General features: G+C 69.6%; 16 protein-coding genes and 1 pseudogene. 10 read left to right on the forward strand and 7 right to left on the reverse strand.

The window, feature by feature from the left end:
* Nucleotides 1-45: 45 nt before the first annotated feature.
* Both IT882_RS16275 and IT882_RS16280 read right to left on the reverse strand, forming a co-directional pair.
* Nucleotides 46-774 (reverse strand): O-antigen ligase family protein, encoded by a 729-nt coding sequence (locus tag IT882_RS16275; protein ID WP_229382285.1) that lies wholly within the window; start codon nucleotides 772-774, stop codon nucleotides 46-48.
* Entirely contained in the window at nucleotides 750-1,436 is a 687-nt protein-coding gene (locus IT882_RS16280; RefSeq protein WP_229382286.1) for a hypothetical protein, read from the reverse strand. The genes IT882_RS16275 and IT882_RS16280 overlap by 25 nt, the downstream gene beginning before the upstream one ends.
* 61 nt (nucleotides 1,437-1,497) lie before the next feature.
* Here IT882_RS16280 and manA point away from each other — a divergent pair, with 61 nt between their 5' ends.
* Nucleotides 1,498-2,679 carry a mannose-6-phosphate isomerase, class I gene (manA, locus tag IT882_RS03770; RefSeq protein ID WP_324253917.1) on the forward strand — a complete coding sequence of 394 codons (1,182 nt, stop codon included), beginning with the start codon at nucleotides 1,498-1,500 and terminating at the stop codon, nucleotides 2,677-2,679.
* Nucleotides 2,680-2,830: 151 nt separating this feature from the next.
* On the forward strand, nucleotides 2,831-3,154 hold the full coding sequence (locus IT882_RS03775) for a WhiB family transcriptional regulator (RefSeq protein ID WP_195693231.1): 324 nt from the start codon (nucleotides 2,831-2,833) through the stop codon (nucleotides 3,152-3,154).
* Nucleotides 3,155-3,637: 483 nt separating this feature from the next.
* Here the strand turns inward: IT882_RS03775 and IT882_RS03780 are convergent, their stop codons facing one another.
* Nucleotides 3,638-4,069: a hypothetical protein gene (locus IT882_RS03780; protein WP_195693232.1), complete on the reverse strand. Its 432-nt coding sequence runs from the start codon at nucleotides 4,067-4,069 to the stop codon at nucleotides 3,638-3,640.
* 185 nt (nucleotides 4,070-4,254) lie between these two features.
* On the opposite strand from IT882_RS03780, the gene IT882_RS03785 reads away from it, so the two are divergent.
* The 3 genes from IT882_RS03785 to IT882_RS03795 are packed head-to-tail and all read left to right on the forward strand — an operon-like array spanning nucleotide 4,255 to nucleotide 7,618.
* Nucleotides 4,255-4,923 (forward strand): hypothetical protein, encoded by a 669-nt coding sequence (locus IT882_RS03785; RefSeq protein ID WP_195693233.1) that lies wholly within the window; start codon nucleotides 4,255-4,257, stop codon nucleotides 4,921-4,923.
* Nucleotides 4,914-6,251, forward strand: a complete 1,338-nt coding sequence (locus tag IT882_RS03790; RefSeq protein WP_195693234.1) for a hypothetical protein — start codon at nucleotides 4,914-4,916, stop codon at nucleotides 6,249-6,251. Before IT882_RS03785 ends, IT882_RS03790 begins: the two co-directional genes overlap by 10 nt.
* Nucleotides 6,248-7,618, forward strand: coding sequence for a DUF5719 family protein (locus tag IT882_RS03795; protein ID WP_195693235.1), 1,371 nt, complete (start codon nucleotides 6,248-6,250; stop codon nucleotides 7,616-7,618). The genes IT882_RS03790 and IT882_RS03795 overlap by 4 nt, the downstream gene beginning before the upstream one ends.
* A gap of 50 nt (nucleotides 7,619-7,668) precedes the next feature.
* Here IT882_RS03795 and IT882_RS17245 read toward each other — a convergent pair whose 3' ends face one another.
* Nucleotides 7,669-7,932 (reverse strand): hypothetical protein, encoded by a 264-nt coding sequence (locus IT882_RS17245; protein WP_418887766.1) that lies wholly within the window; start codon nucleotides 7,930-7,932, stop codon nucleotides 7,669-7,671.
* Nucleotides 7,933-8,273: 341 nt separating this feature from the next.
* Here IT882_RS17245 and IT882_RS03805 point away from each other — a divergent pair, with 341 nt between their 5' ends.
* Entirely contained in the window at nucleotides 8,274-8,480 is a 207-nt protein-coding gene (locus IT882_RS03805) for a DUF3499 family protein (RefSeq protein WP_195693236.1), read from the forward strand.
* A 45-nt stretch (nucleotides 8,481-8,525) separates the two neighbouring features.
* Nucleotides 8,526-9,985 (forward strand): annotated as a pseudogene (gene ahcY / locus IT882_RS03810) (adenosylhomocysteinase).
* Here the strand turns inward: ahcY and IT882_RS03815 are convergent.
* Nucleotides 9,979-10,827, reverse strand: a complete 849-nt coding sequence (locus IT882_RS03815; protein ID WP_195693237.1) for an RDD family protein — start codon at nucleotides 10,825-10,827, stop codon at nucleotides 9,979-9,981. The pseudogene ahcY and the gene IT882_RS03815 sit on opposite strands and share 7 nt — an antisense overlap.
* A gap of 16 nt (nucleotides 10,828-10,843) precedes the next feature.
* Here IT882_RS03815 and IT882_RS03820 point away from each other — a divergent pair, with 16 nt between their 5' ends.
* From IT882_RS03820 to katG, 3 genes are read left to right on the forward strand one after another with little or no spacing between them, the layout of a single operon-like run.
* Nucleotides 10,844-11,842: a stage II sporulation protein M gene (locus tag IT882_RS03820; protein ID WP_195693238.1), complete on the forward strand. Its 999-nt coding sequence runs from the start codon at nucleotides 10,844-10,846 to the stop codon at nucleotides 11,840-11,842.
* Between the two features lie 58 nt (nucleotides 11,843-11,900).
* Nucleotides 11,901-12,395 (forward strand): Fur family transcriptional regulator, encoded by a 495-nt coding sequence (locus IT882_RS03825; protein WP_324253918.1) that lies wholly within the window; start codon nucleotides 11,901-11,903, stop codon nucleotides 12,393-12,395.
* Nucleotides 12,392-14,692: a catalase/peroxidase HPI gene (gene katG, locus IT882_RS03830; protein ID WP_195693239.1), complete on the forward strand. Its 2,301-nt coding sequence runs from the start codon at nucleotides 12,392-12,394 to the stop codon at nucleotides 14,690-14,692. Before IT882_RS03825 ends, katG begins: the two co-directional genes overlap by 4 nt.
* Nucleotides 14,693-14,771: 79 nt before the next feature.
* Here the strand turns inward: katG and aqpZ are convergent, their stop codons facing one another.
* Together aqpZ and IT882_RS03840 are read right to left on the reverse strand one after the other, a co-directional pair.
* Nucleotides 14,772-15,557: an aquaporin Z gene (gene aqpZ, locus IT882_RS03835; RefSeq protein WP_195693240.1), complete on the reverse strand. Its 786-nt coding sequence runs from the start codon at nucleotides 15,555-15,557 to the stop codon at nucleotides 14,772-14,774.
* A gap of 134 nt (nucleotides 15,558-15,691) precedes the next feature.
* Nucleotides 15,692-16,981, reverse strand: coding sequence for a DUF58 domain-containing protein (locus IT882_RS03840; RefSeq protein ID WP_195693241.1), 1,290 nt, complete (start codon nucleotides 16,979-16,981; stop codon nucleotides 15,692-15,694).
* Nucleotides 16,982-16,988: the final 7 nt, after the last annotated feature.

Consider the following 16,988-nt stretch of genomic DNA (forward strand, 5'->3'; position numbering starts at 1 on the left):
CCTTCGCCCCGAATCCACCGTGCCCGGGGCCGCAGGATGCCGTCCTCAGCTGACGCGCAGGAGCTCGCCGCGTTCGATCGCGAGTCGCTGCTCGGCGGGCCCCTCGCCGATGTGCGGGGACTGTTTGATCTTGGATCCGAGCAGGATCATCAGCATCCATCCCCACCCCATGAGGGGTGCGGTCTCGGCGAGACCTTGCACGAGCAGGACGGCTCCCGTGAGGGTTGGGAGGAGGGTGAGCGCCGAATACGGACGGTCGCCGCGCAGGTCCCAGCGCGGCCGGTCGACGGCGAAAAACCACGAGCGCCAGACGAAAGCCAGATAGCTCAGTCCGAGAAGCACGACCCCGACGATGCCGAGTTGGAAGAGAACATCGACCCACACGCTATGTGCCTGCGTGACCTGTCTGCCATCGAGCACGATCCAGTCCTGGAACGCGGGATCCCACGGTAGCCAAGGGGTCGCGAAGCCGCCGCCGACGGCGAGGTGGTTCCCGGCCCGGTCCAGGACGGCGGTCCAGATGGCCTCCCGGTCGAGGAGGTCGGCCGTGCGGTCGAGCGCGGTGAACACAGGGACGCGCCAGATCCAGAGCGCGAGCGCGCCGGCAGCGCCAATGACGGCATAGCCGACGTAGTAGCGCGTGCGCTCGCCGGGCTTGCGCGCGGTCCGCATCAGCAAGACGGTCGCGAGGACGAGCGCGACACCGGCGGCGGCGATCCAGGCGGTGACGGATGCGGCGAGCACGAACGTCAGTGCCGACAGGCCGATCCACACCCGAGCATGACCCTGCGGGACTCGCGCGCTGCGAATTCGAGGGCGAACACGATGACAGCCATGAGGGCGATCATTCCGAGGAGGTTCGGGTTGCCGATGACGCCGTCAATCCGAGCCCCCGCGAAGATTCCACCGCTGATCCACTCGGCGGCGCCGGTGTCGGCACCCGTCTCAAAGCCCGCGGAGAGCGGGCCACCGACGATCCATGCCACGAGGATCTCCGCGGCGAGAGAGAGCCCGACAACCCAGCCCAGGGCGGAGCCGATCGCGCGGACGATCTCGCGCCAGGTCAAGACGCTCGCGATCGCGACACCCTGGAAGGTGGTAGCCACCAGCAACAGCCAGGTGAGCACCGAGGTTTCGCGCCACGCCGACCATGCGATGGACAGTCCCGCCCACAGGACGAACGTTCCGGCGATCCAGGGAAGTCTGCGCCATTGGAACGGCGGGCGGATGATCGCGACCATGACCGCCGACGCGGCGACGATGACTCCGCCGACGATCGCGGCGATCGGAACGCCGAAACCGAGCACCCAACCCGGGGCGGTGAAGGCGAAGAACAGGCTGAAGACCATCCAGCCGCGCAGCAGCAGGTGCCGGGTGCGCTCCCGCTCTGGAGCGACCGGAGGCGCCGAGGCGGGGTGACGGCTGAAGCGGGCCATGGTGCTCTCAGGGTAGCGCTCAGGGTGTGCCCGGCGCGGGGGAGCACGGGCACGGAGACGGGTGCGCCCCTCGGTACGCTGGTCGGGTGCTGGTTCCTCTCACGAACACGCCCCGCGACTACGCCTGGGGTCCACGACTCTGATCGCCGAGTTGGAGGGACGAAGCCCCTCCGGTTCTCCCGAGGCCGAGGTCTGGTTTGGTGATCACCCCGGTCATCCCGCGCGCGTCCCCGACGGCCGGGCTCTCGGTGACTGGCTCGCCTCGCCGGACGCGCCCGAGGGGACGCCGGATCGGCTGCCGTATCTGCTGAAGATCCTCGCTGCGGGTTCGCCGCTGTCGATTCAGGCCCATCCGTCGAAGGCGCAGGCCGAGGGTGGGTTCGCGCGCGAGGAAGCTGCCGGAATTCCCCGGGATGCCGCGACGCGGACCTATCGAGACGCCAACCACAAGCCCGAGATCATCGTGGCCCTCAGTGACCGGTTCCTGGCACTGGCAGGGCTTCGAGACCTCGCCGCGACTCGGCGGCTCCTCGCCGTGATTGGGTCGGCGGCAGAGCCGCTCCAAGCGGTCCTGGACGAGCATCCGGATGACGCGGCAGCGCTCGCCGCCGCCCTGGCCTGGGTTCTCTCCCCGGCCGCCGAGCCGGCGGTGAGCGAGATCATCGCGGCAGCGACGGATGCAGCATCCGACGACTTCGTGGAAGAGCTGGCGCTCGTACGCCACCTGCAGAGTCACTATCCCGGCGACCCCGGGATCGTCGTCGCCATGCTCTTGAACCTCGTGATCCTTCGCCGCGGCCAGGGCGTGTTCGTGCCGGCGGGGGTGCTGCACGCCTATGTCGAAGGCCTCGGCGTCGAGATCATGGCCGCCAGCGACAATGTGCTGCGCGGTGGACTCACTCCGAAGCACATCGATGTGGCAGAGCTGACCGCGATCCTGGATCCCCGCCCGGGACCGGCGCCGGTGCTTGATCCCGCTGCGGCCGGTGTGCGGGTCTTCACGGGTGGCGTGCCTGATTTCCGCCTGACGCAGGTGTCGTCAGGCCCGGGCGCCGGTGTCGACATGCCCGTGAACGGTGTCGCGATCGCCGTCGCAACCTCCGGCGAGGTCGAGCTCACGGGAGCTGGCACCGGAAGCCGCTGCGCGCTGCGGCCCGGATCGGCTGTACTCATCACCCCCGACGAGGGATCCGTCTCCGTCTCGGGTTCCGGTGAGGTCTTCGTCGCCGAGCCCGGACAGTAGTTTTCCCCGCGACACGCCGAGAATTCCGCCAAGAAGGTTAAGGCGGCGATTGAGGGTTTACGATCTGCGACTTGACCGCAGCGAACTACACCGGTGTAATTACTCCAACACGCTGACCGCGTGGGGGAGTTCTTGAGGTGGGGAGAACGACATGACGGCCTCGCAGTACCGCTCGGGCGTTCCGGACAACTGGTTCGTCGATCCGGTGCACCTCGGGGTGCCCGGTGTGCGTCGCATCGACCCGGAAGACGAGAACGCGCTCGCCTGGCAGACCGATGCGCTGTGCGCTCAGACCGACCCCGAGGCATTCTTCCCCGAGAAGGGCGGATCGACGCGGGACGCGAAGCGGATCTGCGGTTCGTGCGACGTGCGCGGCGAGTGCCTCGAATACGCGCTTCAGAACGACGAGCGGTTCGGGATCTGGGGCGGCCTCAGCGAGCGTGAGCGTCGCAAGCTGAAGCGCCGGGCAAGCTGATCGGCTCCGACGAGCGCTCCGGCCGAGAACACGCCTCAGCCGGAAACGCCGGGCCCAAGCCGGGTGCGTCGGGGGACGCAACCATAGGCTGACGGCGTCATGCCCGGCACAGTTCACGCGATCGTCGTCGTGCGCCCCGACGGTCGCACGTCCGCGGCGTACCACCTGCGTCGCACATTCGCGTCGCTGGCAGCGGGATCTCGTCGCCCGGATGCCGTGACTCTGGTGGTGTGCGGCACCGACCCCGCCGTCGAGGACGCACTTGAGCCGGGCAGTCTGCCTGACCCCACGGTCGACGGACGCGGCGTGCGCGTCATCCGACTCGGGCGTCGGACGCGGTTCGCGGCAGCGGTCGCCCGGGCCGCCCTCGACCCCGATGCGCAGGGAGGCTTGGACGCCGACGCCGACCTCCTGTGGCTGCTCGCGCAAGACACCGCACCCGAACCGGAGGCGCTGGCCCGGCTCGCGGGGCAGCTGGAGCTCTCACCCACGCTCGCGTTCGTGGCGCCCAAGCTCGTCCGTGTCGACCGCCCCGAGCGGATCGTGTCGCTGGGTGTGAGCATGACCCGCACCGGCGCCTCGGTCGAACTCGCCGCGGGTGACCTCGATCAGGGCCAGCGCGATGGCATCACCGATGTGCTGGGCTCCGACATCCGTGCCGTGCTCGTGCGCGGGTCGGTGTTCCGCGCGCTGCGAGGGCTCGACCCGGCGCTGCGCGATGCCGACGAGGGCCTCGACCTCGCGGTTGCGGCGCGCCTCATGGGAGGACGCGTCTCCCTCGTCCCGGCCACCCGCGTCGCCGTTTCCGGCGATGGTGTTGCGGGGCTGCCCTTCGCCGACACCGGTCGCCGGCGCCGCATGATCATTGCCCGTCACCGGGCTGCGCACCTTCATCGGCGCCTGACGGCCAGTCATCCGCTGCTGCTGATCCCGGTGTGGCTGTCCCTGCCGTTTGTCGCCCTCGGTCGCACGATCGCGCAGCTGGTGAGGAAAGACCCGGGCAGGATCACCGGGGAGTGGGCTGCCACGATTCTTGCGATGGTGCGCCTTGCGGCGATCGCGCGCGGCCGGCGCCGCCTGCGCCGCCATCGCACGGTGCCGTGGTCGCGGATCGCCCCCTTCGCGTCTCGACAGCGCTGGCCCGGGAGCGCGCCGCCGAACCCGAGGAACCCGCGCCCGATTCGCTTCCCCGCGGCGAACTTCACTTCTTCGGCGGTGGCGGGGCCTGGCTCGTTTTGGCGATGGCCGCCGTCTCGCTTGCCGTGTTCCCCGCGCTGTTGGCGTGGCCGGCGCTCGGCGGTGGCGCCCTGCAGCCGTTGCGCGACACTGTCGCGGGTCTGTGGGCGGATGCTGCCTACGGACTGCGACCGACCGGATGGAACGTGTCAGGCCCCGCGGACCCATTCGCGGCGATCGTCGCGGTGGTCGGCTCGCTCTGGCCCTTCTCGCCGAGCCGCGCGCTCGTGCTGGTGTGGTTGGCTGCGCTCCCGCTCGCAGCGCTCGGCGGGTGGTTCGCGGCGACGCGAATCACCGACCGACCGGTGCTGCGCATCACGGCGGGCGTCGCGTGGGCGCTGGCACCGACCTTCCTGGTCGCGCTGACCGAGGGTGTCCCGACCGGCGTGATCGTCCATCTCCTGCTGCCCTGGCTGGTCTTCGCCGGTGCTGTCGCCCATCGCTCGTGGGTCCCGGCAGCTGCCGCATCCCTCCTGGCAGCGGCGGTCATCGCCGCAGCCCGTCGCTGGCCCCTGCGCTGGCGGTGGTTCTGATCGCCGGACTGGTCGCCGCTGGCGTACGCCGTTCCGGGGCGAGCCTGGCACGGATGCTGTGGGTCCCGGTTCCGACGATCGTGATGTTCGTTCCCGTGGCGTGGGCGCAGGTTCAGGCCGGGAATCCGTGGGGGCTCCTCGCTGACCCTGGCGCTCCGATCAGCGGACTCGCGCCGGCAACGGCGTCGGGTGCCCGCCTGTGGGTGGCTCTCGGTTTTCCCGCCTCAAGCGGCGCCGGATGGGCAGAGCTTCTTCCCGCACTTCCCCTGTGGGGGCCCGCGCTCCTGCTGGTCCCGATCGGCCTGCTGGCGGTGTCGGCAGCCGCGATGCCGCGATGGCCGGTTGGGCTTGCCCACCTTGCCCTGATCGTCCTCGGCGTGGCCACAGCCGTCGCCGCCACCGCCGTGGCCGTGCGCTTCGATGGCGCGAGCGCCCTCGGTCTGTGGCCCGGTGCCGGACTCAGCCTCGCGTGGTGGGGCATCGTGGGTGCTGCGACGCTGACGCTCGACCAGATCGGCCGGGCCGAGATGCTTCGGTACCGACGGCGGGCCGGGGCTGCGTCGGCATCCGCGGCCGTGGTCTGCATGGTGACTCTGGTGGCCCTCGCCGTCCCCGCGCTCACCGCTCCGGCCCGTGACGCAACCGCGCTCACCAACGGACCGACCAGCACGCTGCCGGCCTACGTCGAAGCCGACAGCGGTGGCGAAACCGCGACAGGCACGATCGTCCTCACCCCCGAAGCTGACGGGAGCCTGGCCGCGCGCGTGGTGTGGGGCGGCAGCGAGACGCTCGGCGCCCACAGCACCGTGCTCGAGACCCGGCGGGCGATGGATGACGCGTCCTCCGCGCTCGCCGCCACGGCTGCGGCCCTCGTGACCTCGACCTCTCCCGACGCGGTGCTCGCACTGGGTGAGCAGGGAATCGCGTTCGTACTGCTCGCGCCCGGTGCCGACGCTCCGGCGGCGGAGGTGCTGGGGCGGGAGTCATCCACGGCACTCGATCAGCGCGATGATCTCGACGCCGTCGGCACCACCGAGCGCGGCGAGCTCTGGCGGGTCACATCCGACATCGCCGCGCGACCGAGCGCTGAGGGTTCGGCGACGGGTATCGCGCTGCAGATCCTCCAACTCGCCGTCATCGTGATCGCCCTGCTGCTTGCTGCACCGACGGGGCGCAGCCGGGCCCGAGCGAGGCAACATCCGCGCATCGTCGGCCTGACTGCGTCCGAACGGGCGACGGATGCCGGCCGCGCCAGCCGCCTCGATGACGACGGTGCACACGAGGCTCAGGCCCTGCCCAGCGAGCCCCGCGGGGAGGAGGCGACATGACCGCAACGCCCTCGAGCTGGATACGCCCCCTCTTCGGCGCCCTTGCGGGAGCCGGCGTCATCGCCGCCATCGCCGTGCTGCCGACCATCGACCTTCCCACGGTCGCGCCCGAACCGGCATCCGTGGCCATCGCGCCACCCTCAGCCGGACAGACCCTCGTGTGCACGGGTGCTCTTCTCGCCACCGCTCGGGACTCCACCGCCGTGAGCTCGATCACGGTGGCAGCACCCCAAGCTGTCGCGACCGCGGGGGAGAGCGCCCTCGACCGCGGCGAGCTGACCTCGGACGCGGAGGGTGCGGCGCCCCTCGTTCTTCGCTCGGCGCCCGGGTCGGAGCCGTTCGCCGCGGCGGGCTCTGCGACCGTGGGCGACCCCGACCTTGCGGGATACAGCGCGTCGTCATGCCGCCTCCCGCTTCTGGATTCGTGGCTTGTCGCCGGCGCGGGCACGACAGGGGCCGCGGACCTGGTCGTGCTGTCGAACCCGGGCGAAGTGGCCGCGACGATCACACTCACGGTGTACGGCGCATCCGGGGGTGACGTCCCTCCCGGCGGCGAGGACATCGTCGTCCGCGCGGGCGCGCAGCGCATCATTCCGGTTGCGGGCATCGCGCGTGGTGAAGAGAGCCTCGTCATCCACGTACAGGCGACGGGCGCTCCTGTCGCGGCAACCCTGCAGTCGAGCATCACCCGGGTCCTCGAGCCCGGTGGGGTGGACCAGGCCGGCGCCCTCAGCGAGCTCGCGACGCGGCAGACGATTGTGGGTGTCACCGTCACCGAGGGGGCGCTCGGCACGGGGACGGGCCTTGCCGGGACGATGGTGCGGCTGCTCTCGCCGGATGCGGATACCGAGGCAACGATCGGGGTGCGCGCGATCGGTGCTGCCACGCCGGTCATCGATCCGGTGACGGTGCAGCTGCAGGCGGGTATCCCCGCGGCCGTCGAGATGCCGAGCGTGCCGGTAGGGGCCTACACCGTGGATGTCCAGGCCAGCGCTCCGGTCGCGGCAGCGGTGTGGCAGACCACGGGCTTCGGTGCGGCATCCGACTTCGCGTGGTACCAGCCGTCTCCCTCGATCGACGCCGCGGCGGTGATCGCCGTACCGAGCGGCCCCGGCCCGGTCCTGACGATCGCGAACCCGAGCACCGCGGATGTGACAGTCGAGCTCGCCGAGCCGGGGGCGGAGGCGGTCCCGGTTGCCGTGGCCGCCGGAACGAGCGTGCAGGTCCCTGTGCGGGCCTCGACCTCGTACCAGCTCACCGGAGGTCCGGTGCTGGCGAGCGTCGGCTACGTCGGCGCGGGCGCTCTCGGCGCCTTCCCGGTCTGGCCGTCAACCGCCGGTCAGGAACCGATCGTCGTCTACCCCTGAGTAGCCCTCCCCGGCGCCATCGACCCAGAGTCGTCAAGCCCGGAGCGGCCTCAGAAGTAGCGGAAGCGGTCTGGACCCAGATCCCAGGGATCCTTACCCAGGTACTGCGCCGCAGCCCGGAAGACGGCACCTTCGATCATCATCCGGCGGTGCAGGTCGTCATTGCGGTGGAGGTGCGACAAGCGTTCGAGCGGTACCCGGTACAGGATGATGCGCTTGTGCTCTGCCAGCACCGCCCACCGGGGGATGCCGTCGGCATCCGTCGCGGGGGCATATCGCCGATCTCGAAACTGACCTCGCGGAGCTCCTCCCACGCGGAGCGCAGGAACTCGGCGGCCGTACCGACGGTGAGATCAAACCGATCGATGCGTGTGTCCAGGGGCGGGAGCGGCGGCCGAACGACCGGGCTGCGCCCGACGCGTCCGTGACGCCCGTGACGTGCGGGACGCCGGGATCTCGCCGGGGCGGAGCGGGAGCGTCGCCAGGCCATGCGCCCATCCTAGGTCCGCCCCGTGCCGCCCGGGACATCCGGTCTTCTCGATCTCCCGGGTAGCGGCCCCGCGGCGTCCGTCGAGCGAGCGGCAACGAGGACGGCTCCGCAGGCAGCCCGCGTGGCGGCGGGCGACGGCGAGGTCGTGCGGGTACCGTGACGGTGATGCGTGAACGGTTGTGCTCCAAGATCGCGTGCGCGCGGGAGGCCGTCGCCACGCTCACCTACGACTACGGGGACCAGATGGCGGTGCTGGGTCCGCTCGGCCCGGAGGCCGTCATCCACGCGCACGATCTGTGCAGCATCCATACCGAACGCCTCGCCATGCCGCGAGGCTGGGTGGTCGTCCGTCACGAGACCCTGCGGGCCTGACGGAGCGCTGACTCGGCCCCTCGCCGGCGTGGGAGAATGGCGGGCATGTCGACCCCCACGATCGCCGCGCTTGACTATGCCGTCGCCGACCTTGCCTTTGCCGAGGCGGGACGCCACCAGATCCGCCTCGCCGAGAACGAGATGCCGGGCCTGATGGCCCTGCGCGAGGAATTCGGTCCCCATCAGCCGCTCCGGGGCGCGCGAATCGCGGGGTCCCTGCACATGACGGTGCAAACTGCTGTGCTCATCGAGACGCTCGTGGCCCTCGGAGCCCGGGTGCGATGGGCCAGCTGCAACATCTTCTCGACCCAGAACGAAGCCGCGGCTGCTGTCGTGGTCGGCCCCACCGGCACCGTCGACCGGCCGCAGGGGTTCCGGTCTTCGCCTGGAAGGGCGAGACCCTCGCAGAGTACTGGGACTGCACGGACCGGATCTTCGACTGGTCAGGGGAGGGCTTCGACGGCCCGAACCTCATCCTCGACGACGGCGGCGATGCAACACTCCTCGTCCACAAGGGCGTCGCGTTCGAGAAGGCGGGCGCCGTACCGGATGCCGCGCCCGGCGATTCGACCGAATACGGCGTCGTCCTCGAGGTGCTGCGACGCTCGCTTGCCCGCGACCCCGAGCGCTTCACCCGGATGGTTCGGGGCTTGGCCGGGGTGACGGAGGAGACCACGACCGGTGTCCACCGGCTCTATGAGCTGGCGCGCGATGGGCAGCTGCTGTTTCCCGCGATCAACGTGAACGATTCGGTCACCAAGTCCAAGTTCGACAACAAGTACGGCATCCGTCATTCCCTCCCCGACGGCCTCAATCGTGCGACCGATGCCCTCATCGGCGGAAAGGTCGCGTTCGTCGCCGGCTACGGCGACGTTGGCAAGGGCGCTGCCGAGGCGCTGCGCGGCCAGGGGGCTCGCGTGATCGTCAGCGAAATCGACCCGATCTGCGCTCTGCAAGCCGCCATGGACGGCTTCCAGGTCGCGCGGCTCGAGGACGTGATCGGTCAGGTCGACATCCTCATCACGGGAACCGGCAACCGCAACGTCGTCACTGTCGAGCACCTCCTCGCGATGAAGCACCTCGCGATCGTCGCGAACGTCGGACACTTCGACAACGAGATCGACATGGCGGGGCTCGAGAGCCTGGCCGGTGCCGAGCGGGTGGAGATCAAGCCGCAGGTGCACGAGTGGCGACTTCCCACCGGTCGCAGTGTGCTCGTGCTCAGCGAGGGACGACTCATGAACCTCGGGAACGCGACGGGTCACCCCTCGTTCGTGATGAGCGCCTCGTTCACCAACCAGGTCCTCGCCCAGATCGAGTTGTGGACGCACGGCGAGAACTACCCGCTCGGTGTCGCGACGCTTCCGAAGGCGCTCGATGAGAAGGTCGCGCGCCTGCACCTTCCCGCGCTCGGCGTGCAGCTGACCGAACTCTCCACCGATCAGGCTGACTACATCGGTGTCCCGGTCGATGGCCCCTACAAGCTCGAGCACTACCGCTACTGACGCGCCGTCCGGATCGTCGCCGTATCGGCATCGCCCGCTGTCAGGGTAGCGAGGCGTTCGTTCTGCAGCGCCAGCGCTCTGCCTTCTCGCTCGCGTCGGAGGGTGGCAACGCCACGCAGCAGTGTCTCCGGGTCGACCGGGGGGACGGGGGAGACGTGCGGAGCGACCTCGCTGGCAAGCGCCCCGGCCAGTCGTGCCCGAGCGCGCGGATCGAGGAATGCCGCCTGGTGAACGAACTGAGAAACGCGCCGCGCGAGCCGGTCGGGCATGCGGCCAACGTCAGCAACCGTGGCCCAGCTCGCGAGCTCGGGAGGCAGCTCGACGGGGCGCGGCTGGAGTTTCGGGGCGCGTGAGCGCTCGCAGTACGTTCCGGCGACCAGGTCGCCGAGGCGCTGCGTCCGCGGCGTGAACGCGCCGACGATCGCGGCTACCGCACCGACCGTCAGCCAGATCTCCAGCACACCGATGAACGCGCGGATGAATGCGTGACGGAACCCGGCTGCACCGCCGTCGACGCGGACGATGCGGCCGCCCACGGCCCATCGGCCGAGGCTCGATCCGCCGCTGAGTGTCTCGACGAGCGCAGGCAGGAGCACCAGGACGGTGACCACGGTGGTGATTCCGAGGATCGGTGCCGCCGCGGCGTCCACCAACGCGCCTCCCAGCGCCCAGCTGGCTACGACAGCGAGCACGATCAACAGCACGACCGACGCGACCACATCGATCAGGCAGCCCAGGGCGCGCTGGAAGAAGCTCAGGGGCTGGATGTCGAGAGCGACAGCCTCGCCGGTGAGCACTTCGTCCTGACGGATCTCTACCGTCACCGGGTGCTCAGAGGCCATGGGTACAGTAAAGCAAATGGACCTCGATGCCCTCGCTGACGCGCGACGCGCGGAGTGGGCGCGGCTTGATCATCTCGGCCGCTCCCGCCGGCTCTCCGGCGCCGAGATCGATGAGCTGGTCACCCGTTACCGGGCAGCCTCGGCCGACCTCGCGGACATCAAGACGACAGCGGGGCGCACGGCCGAGGGGGACTACGTTTCACTGCTGCTCGCCCGCGCGCGCCGGCGACTCACGGGACGCGGTGAGAACCCGCTTCGGCAGATCCCGCGGTTCTTCGTGTGGCAGTTGCCGGCCGCGCTGTATCGGTTGCGGTGGACGACTCTCGCCGTCGCGGTCTTCTTCGTGATGGTCGCCGCCGTGGTCGCTACGTGGATTTCTCGCGACCCCGCACTTGTCGCGTCACTGGGCTCGCAGGTGCAACTGGGGTACTACGCCGAGGTCGAGTTCGAGGGGTACTACAGCGAGAATCCTGCAGCGGTGTTCGCGGGCACGGTGTGGACCAACAACGCGTGGATCGCGGCGCAGAGCGTGCTGTTCGGGATCACCGGCATCTGGCCGGTCATGGTGCTGGTGCAAAACGCCGTCGCGGTCGGGACCGCCGCCGCCGTGCTCGCCGCCTTCGACCGCATCGACACGTTCTTCCTGTTCATCCTTCCCCACGGACAGCTCGAACTCACCTGCGTCTTCGTCGCCGTTGCCGCAGGGCTTCACCTCTTCTGGTCGTGGGTGGCTCCGGGGCCCCGAACCCGCGGTGAAGCGCTGGCCTCGCAGGGGCGGGCGCTGGCGACGGTTGCGATCGGACTGGTCTTCGCGCTGGCCGTCGCGGGGATCATCGAGGGTTTCGTCACGGCGCAGGCGTGGCCGTGGGTCCTCAAAATCGGCATCGGAACAGCCGCGCTGGCCGGTTTCCTGATCTACATGCTCGTGGTCGGACGTCGAGCGGCGCGCGCGGGCGAGACGGGGGATCTTACGGAGTTCCACGCCGGTACGGCGCGGCTGTGGACAGGTGGATGATCCGTCGCGTCGACCGCTTCTCCTTTTGAACTAATCAAAAATGCGCTACCGTTGAGGTGTGGCTGATGCACGGGGGATCACGGACGCTGAGCCGGCCGAATCCGTGATTCGTGCAGCAGGACTGCGGGTCACCAGTGCCCGGCTCGCGGTGCTCGACGCCCTGCGAGAGCACCCCCACGCAAGCGCCGACACGATCTTCGCCGACGTCGATCGCCGGGCTCCCGGGACGACCCTGCAGTCGGTGTACAACGCGCTGAGCGACTTCGGAACAGCGGGGCTCGTGCGTCGCATCCAGCCCGCCGGTCAGCCGATGCGGTTCGAAGTGCGCATCGACGACAACCACCACCATCTCGTCTGCACATCCTGCGGTCGCGTCGACGATGTCGACTGCGTCGTTGGTGAGGCCCCGTGCCTGCATCCGTCGCAGACCCACGGCTTCACGCTTACGCAGGCCGAGATCACCTTCTGGGGCCTGTGCGCCGCGTGCGCAGCCGCAGACGCCGACTCCTCATCACCCACCCACAACCCGACCGTCACGGAAGGACGATCATGAGCGAAAACGACCCGGCCGTCACCCCTCTCGGGGAACAGGCCAATGACATCGATCAGTCGGTCACCGTCACCGACACGGATGAAGCCGAACTCGCCGAGGCAACGGGCGACGGTGCCTGCCCCGTCATCCACGAGCAGCCCCACCCGACCAACGGTTCGGCCAACCAGGTGTGGTGGCCGAACAAGCTGAACCTCAAGATCCTCGCGAAGAACCCCGTCGAGGCGAACCCCTACGGTGGCGACTTCGACTACAAGGCCGCGTTCGACGCCCTCGACCTCGACGCCGTCAAGAAGGACATCGAAGAGACCATCACGGTGTCGCAGGACTGGTGGCCTGCTGACTTCGGCAACTATGGGCCGCTCATGATCCGTATGGCCTGGCACAGCGCGGGCACCTACCGGGTGATGGACGGTCGCGGTGGCGGCGGCACCGGGCAGCAGCGGTTCGCGCCGCTGAACAGCTGGCCCGACAACGTGGGTCTCGACAAGGCTCGCCGGGTCCTGTGGCCCGTCAAGAAGAAGTACGGCCGGGCGCTGTCCTGGGGTGACCTCATGATCCTCGCCGGCAACGTCGCGCTTGAGAACATGGGCTTCGAGACGTTCGGTTTCGCCGGTGGCCGCATCGACGCGTGGGAGCCGGATGACGACGTCTACTGGGGCCCCGAGACGACCTGGCTCGGCGACGAGCGCTACACGGGCGAGCGTAGCCTCGAGCGTCCGCTCGCGGCGGTGCAGATGGGACTCATCTACGTCAACCCGGAGGGCCCGAACGGCAACCCCGACCCGCTGGCCTCGGCCATCGACATCCGGGAGACCTTCAAGCGGATGGCGATGAACGACGAAGAGACCGTCGCTCTGATCGCGGGCGGCCACACCTTCGGCAAGACGCACGGCGCAGCGCCGGACTCGAATCTCGAGGCCAACCCCGAAGCAGCCGGACCCGAGATGCAGGGCCTGGGCTGGAAGAACAACTTCGGCTCCGGAAAGGGAGACGACCAGATCACGAGTGGTCTCGAGGTCACCTGGACGTACCACCCGACGCGCTGGGACAACGAGTTCTTCCACATCCTGTTCGGGTACGAGTGGGAGCTCATGAAGAGCCCCGCGGGAGCCAACCAGTGGCGTCCCGTCAATGGCGCCGGCGCCGACATGGTCCCGCTTGCCCACGACCCCGCCAAGCGCCGCGAGCCGCGCATGCTCACCAGCGACCTCGCGCTGCGGTTCGACCCGTCGTACGAGAAGATCTCGCGCCGGTTCCTGGAGGACCCGGAAGCGTTCGCCGACGCGTTCGCCCGGGCCTGGTTCAAGCTGACCCACCGCGACATGGGGCCCAAGGCCCGCTACCTCGGACCCGAGGTTCCGGCGGAGGACCTCGTCTGGCAGGACCCGGTGCCGGCCGTTGACCACCCGCTCATCGATGAGGCCGACGCCGCGCAGCTCAAGCAGCGCATCCTCGAATCGGGCCTCACGGTCGCCGAGCTCGTGCAGACGACCTGGGCCGCCGCATCCACCTTCCGCGGCAGCGACAAGCGTGGCGGCGTCAATGGCGCTCGCCTGCGCCTGGCTCCGCAGAAGGACTTCGAGGTCAACAACCCGGCGCAGGTCGCGAAGGTGCTCGGGGTGCTCGAGGGCATCAAGGCCGACTTCGACGCGTCGGCTGCAGACGGAAAGAAGGTGTCGCTGGCCGACCTCCTCGTGCTGGCGGGCAATGCCGGTGTCGAGAAGGCTGCGAAGGATGCCGGCGTTGAGGCTGTCGTGACGTTCCACCCGGGACGCACCGACGCGACGCAGGAGCAGACGGATGTCGAATCCATGCAGTACCTCGAGCCGGCAGCCGACGGCTTCCGCAACTACCTGGGTCCCGTCGCCGCGGCATCCGGTCTGCCCGAGGAGCACCTGCTCATCGACAAGGCGAACCTGCTGACCCTCACTGCCCCCGAGATGACCGTCCTCGTCGGCGGTCTGCGCGTCATCGCCGGCAACTACGACGGCTCGGCGTACGGCATCTGGACAGACCGGCCGGGCACGCTCACGAACGACTTCTTCGTGAACCTGCTTGACCTCGGCACCACGTGGCGGGCGCTGGACCCCGGTCAGCACGCATTCGAGGGCACGAAGGACGGTTCGGGCGAGCTCGTCGGCCGCGGCACCCGCGTCGATCTGCTGTTCGGATCGAACTCCGAGCTGCGTGCGATCGCCGAGGTCTACGCCAGTGACGACGCGAACGAGCAGTTCGTGCGGGATTTCGTGAAGGCCTGGGGCAAGGTCACCGAGCTCGACCGGTTCGACCTGGTCTGAGTCGCAGACTCTGCATCCACACAGCGGCGGCCCGTCTCTTCGGAGGCGGGCCGCCGCCGTGCTGGATCCAGTGGGGTCGTCAGCTCACGCGCGCCTCGGCCTGAACGGGAGGCAGCGGCTTGCGCTCGAACAGCGCGCGGTGCGCGAAACCGGCCAGGAGGCCGCCGACCAGCGGGAACACGATGAAGACCCACAGCTGGGCGAGCGCCTCGCCACCGCCGTAGATTGCCGTGGCGATCGAGCGAGCGGGGTTGACCGAGGTGTTGTCGATCGGGATCGAGACCAGGTGGATCATCGTGAGTGTGAAGCCGATGACCAGGCCCGCGAACTTCTCGGCGTTGCGCTGAGGATGCGTCACACCGAGGATCACGAGCAGGAAGATCCCCGTGAGGAGGATCTCGGCGATGATCGCCGCGCCGAGCCCGAACCCGCCGGGGGATGCCGCGCCGTAGCCGTTGCTCGCGAACCCGCCGTCCTGGGCGGCGCTCAGCCACCCGTCCGGACCGAACAGACCGATGAGCACGATCAGCGTCGTCCCCACAGCGCCACCGACAATCTGCGCGATGAGGTAGCCGGGGACATCCTTCCACGCGAACCGACCGGCGGCGGCAAGTCCGAAGGTGACGGCAGGGTTGAAGTGACCGCCCGAGATCGGACCCCACGTGTAGATGCCCGCCATGAGGGTCAACCCGAACGCGAGAGAGACGCCGAGGAAGCCGACGCCGAGGGAGGTGCCGTTCTCGCTCGCGCCGAAGTTCGCGGCGAACAGGGCAGTGCCGATTGAACCGAATACGAGCAGGAACGTGCCCAGTGCCTCGGCTATCAGCTTCGTCGCTGTGCCGGGGGCGGAAGTGGTCTCAGCCATCTCTGGCTCCTTTCATTCGGCCGAAACGTAGCGCTCCCGAGCGGCGTGCAGGCAAACGACATGCCTCACATCGGCGAAATCACCCTGCTTTTCACCTGTGCTGGCGCGTACTCGGGAGCCATCCGGGGCGCGGGTCAGAGTCGGCCCAGCGCCTTGAGAGCAAGGTAGCGGTCCGCGACGCGCGGCGGCAGGTCATCGGCTGATGCCGACAGTGCATCGACGCCTGCCCGCGACAGCGCCGTCACCATCCGGTCGGCGTCCCACCGGGCCCGTTCGCGGGCAGCGGCCTCGAACGCGTCGCCTCCCTCCGAACCGGCGCCATCGGGCTGGGCGGCGGCGACGAGCACGGAGGTGTGCGGAGGAATCAGGGGGAGGGCGCCCAGGAAACCCCGAGAGGCCTCAGGGTCGTCGTGAGCGGTGAGGACGACGATCAGAGACGGGCGAGTCGTCAGCAGCCGGACCTGCGCGAAGGCGGCGTCCCAGTCGGTATCGATCAGTCCGGCATCCACGGCGACCATCGCGTCCACGAGCGCGGGCAGCAGCGCCGCACCATCGCGGCCGGTCACCCGCGCTCGCACGGCCCGGTCGAACATCAGCAGGTGGACGTGGTCTCCCGCCTGCGCCGCCAAAGCCGAGAGCAGAAGAGCAGCCTCCATCGCAGCGTCCAGTCGCACCCCGTCGCCCACGCGCGTTGCGGCGGTGCGTCCGGTGTCGATGACGATGACGATGTGACGGTCGCGCTCGGGGCGCCAGGTGCGCAGCATCGTCGCGCTGGCTCGGGCCGTGGCGCGCCAATCGATGGATCGCACGTCGTCGCCCCGCACGTACTCGCGGAGGGAGTCGAACTCGGTGCCCTGCCCGCGCACCTGGACGCTCGTGTTGCCGTCGAGTTCGCGCAGCCGCGCAAGTCGGGACGGAAGGTGTCGCCGTGACGTGAACGGTGGAAGAACACGGATGCTCCCCGCGACAGCCAGCAGAGCGCTGCGTCCCGCGATGCCGAGGGGACCCGCCGAGCGCACAGCGAACCCGGCGCTGCGCAGTTCACCCCGTCGGCGCGGGAGCAGGGAGGTGACCACCCGCCCGGAACCGCCCGGATCGATCCGTATCACTGCGGTTCCGGTGACAGCGCCAGCCGTCGGCTGCCACGCGTCCCGGACACGGATACGCAGGGCGCGCGTACCCGTGTTGACAACCGTCGCCGTCACGTGTGCCGGTTGGTCACGAAGCACCTTCGCGGGGCCCGAACGGGTGATGCTCATGCGGTGGGGGTCGGGTGCGGCCACCACATCGATGCCCAACACCAGCAGACAGAACCCGAGCCAGCCGGCCGCACCGGCCCACGCGGGCATGCCACCCACGGAGCCGAGGATGACGGGCAGAGCGCCGGCGCCCACCAGGAGGGGGTACCGTCCGGTTACGTACATGCGGTGC

Source organism: Microbacterium schleiferi, from assembly GCF_015565955.1.
In the GTDB taxonomy this organism is placed as follows: domain Bacteria; phylum Actinomycetota; class Actinomycetes; order Actinomycetales; family Microbacteriaceae; genus Microbacterium; species Microbacterium schleiferi_A.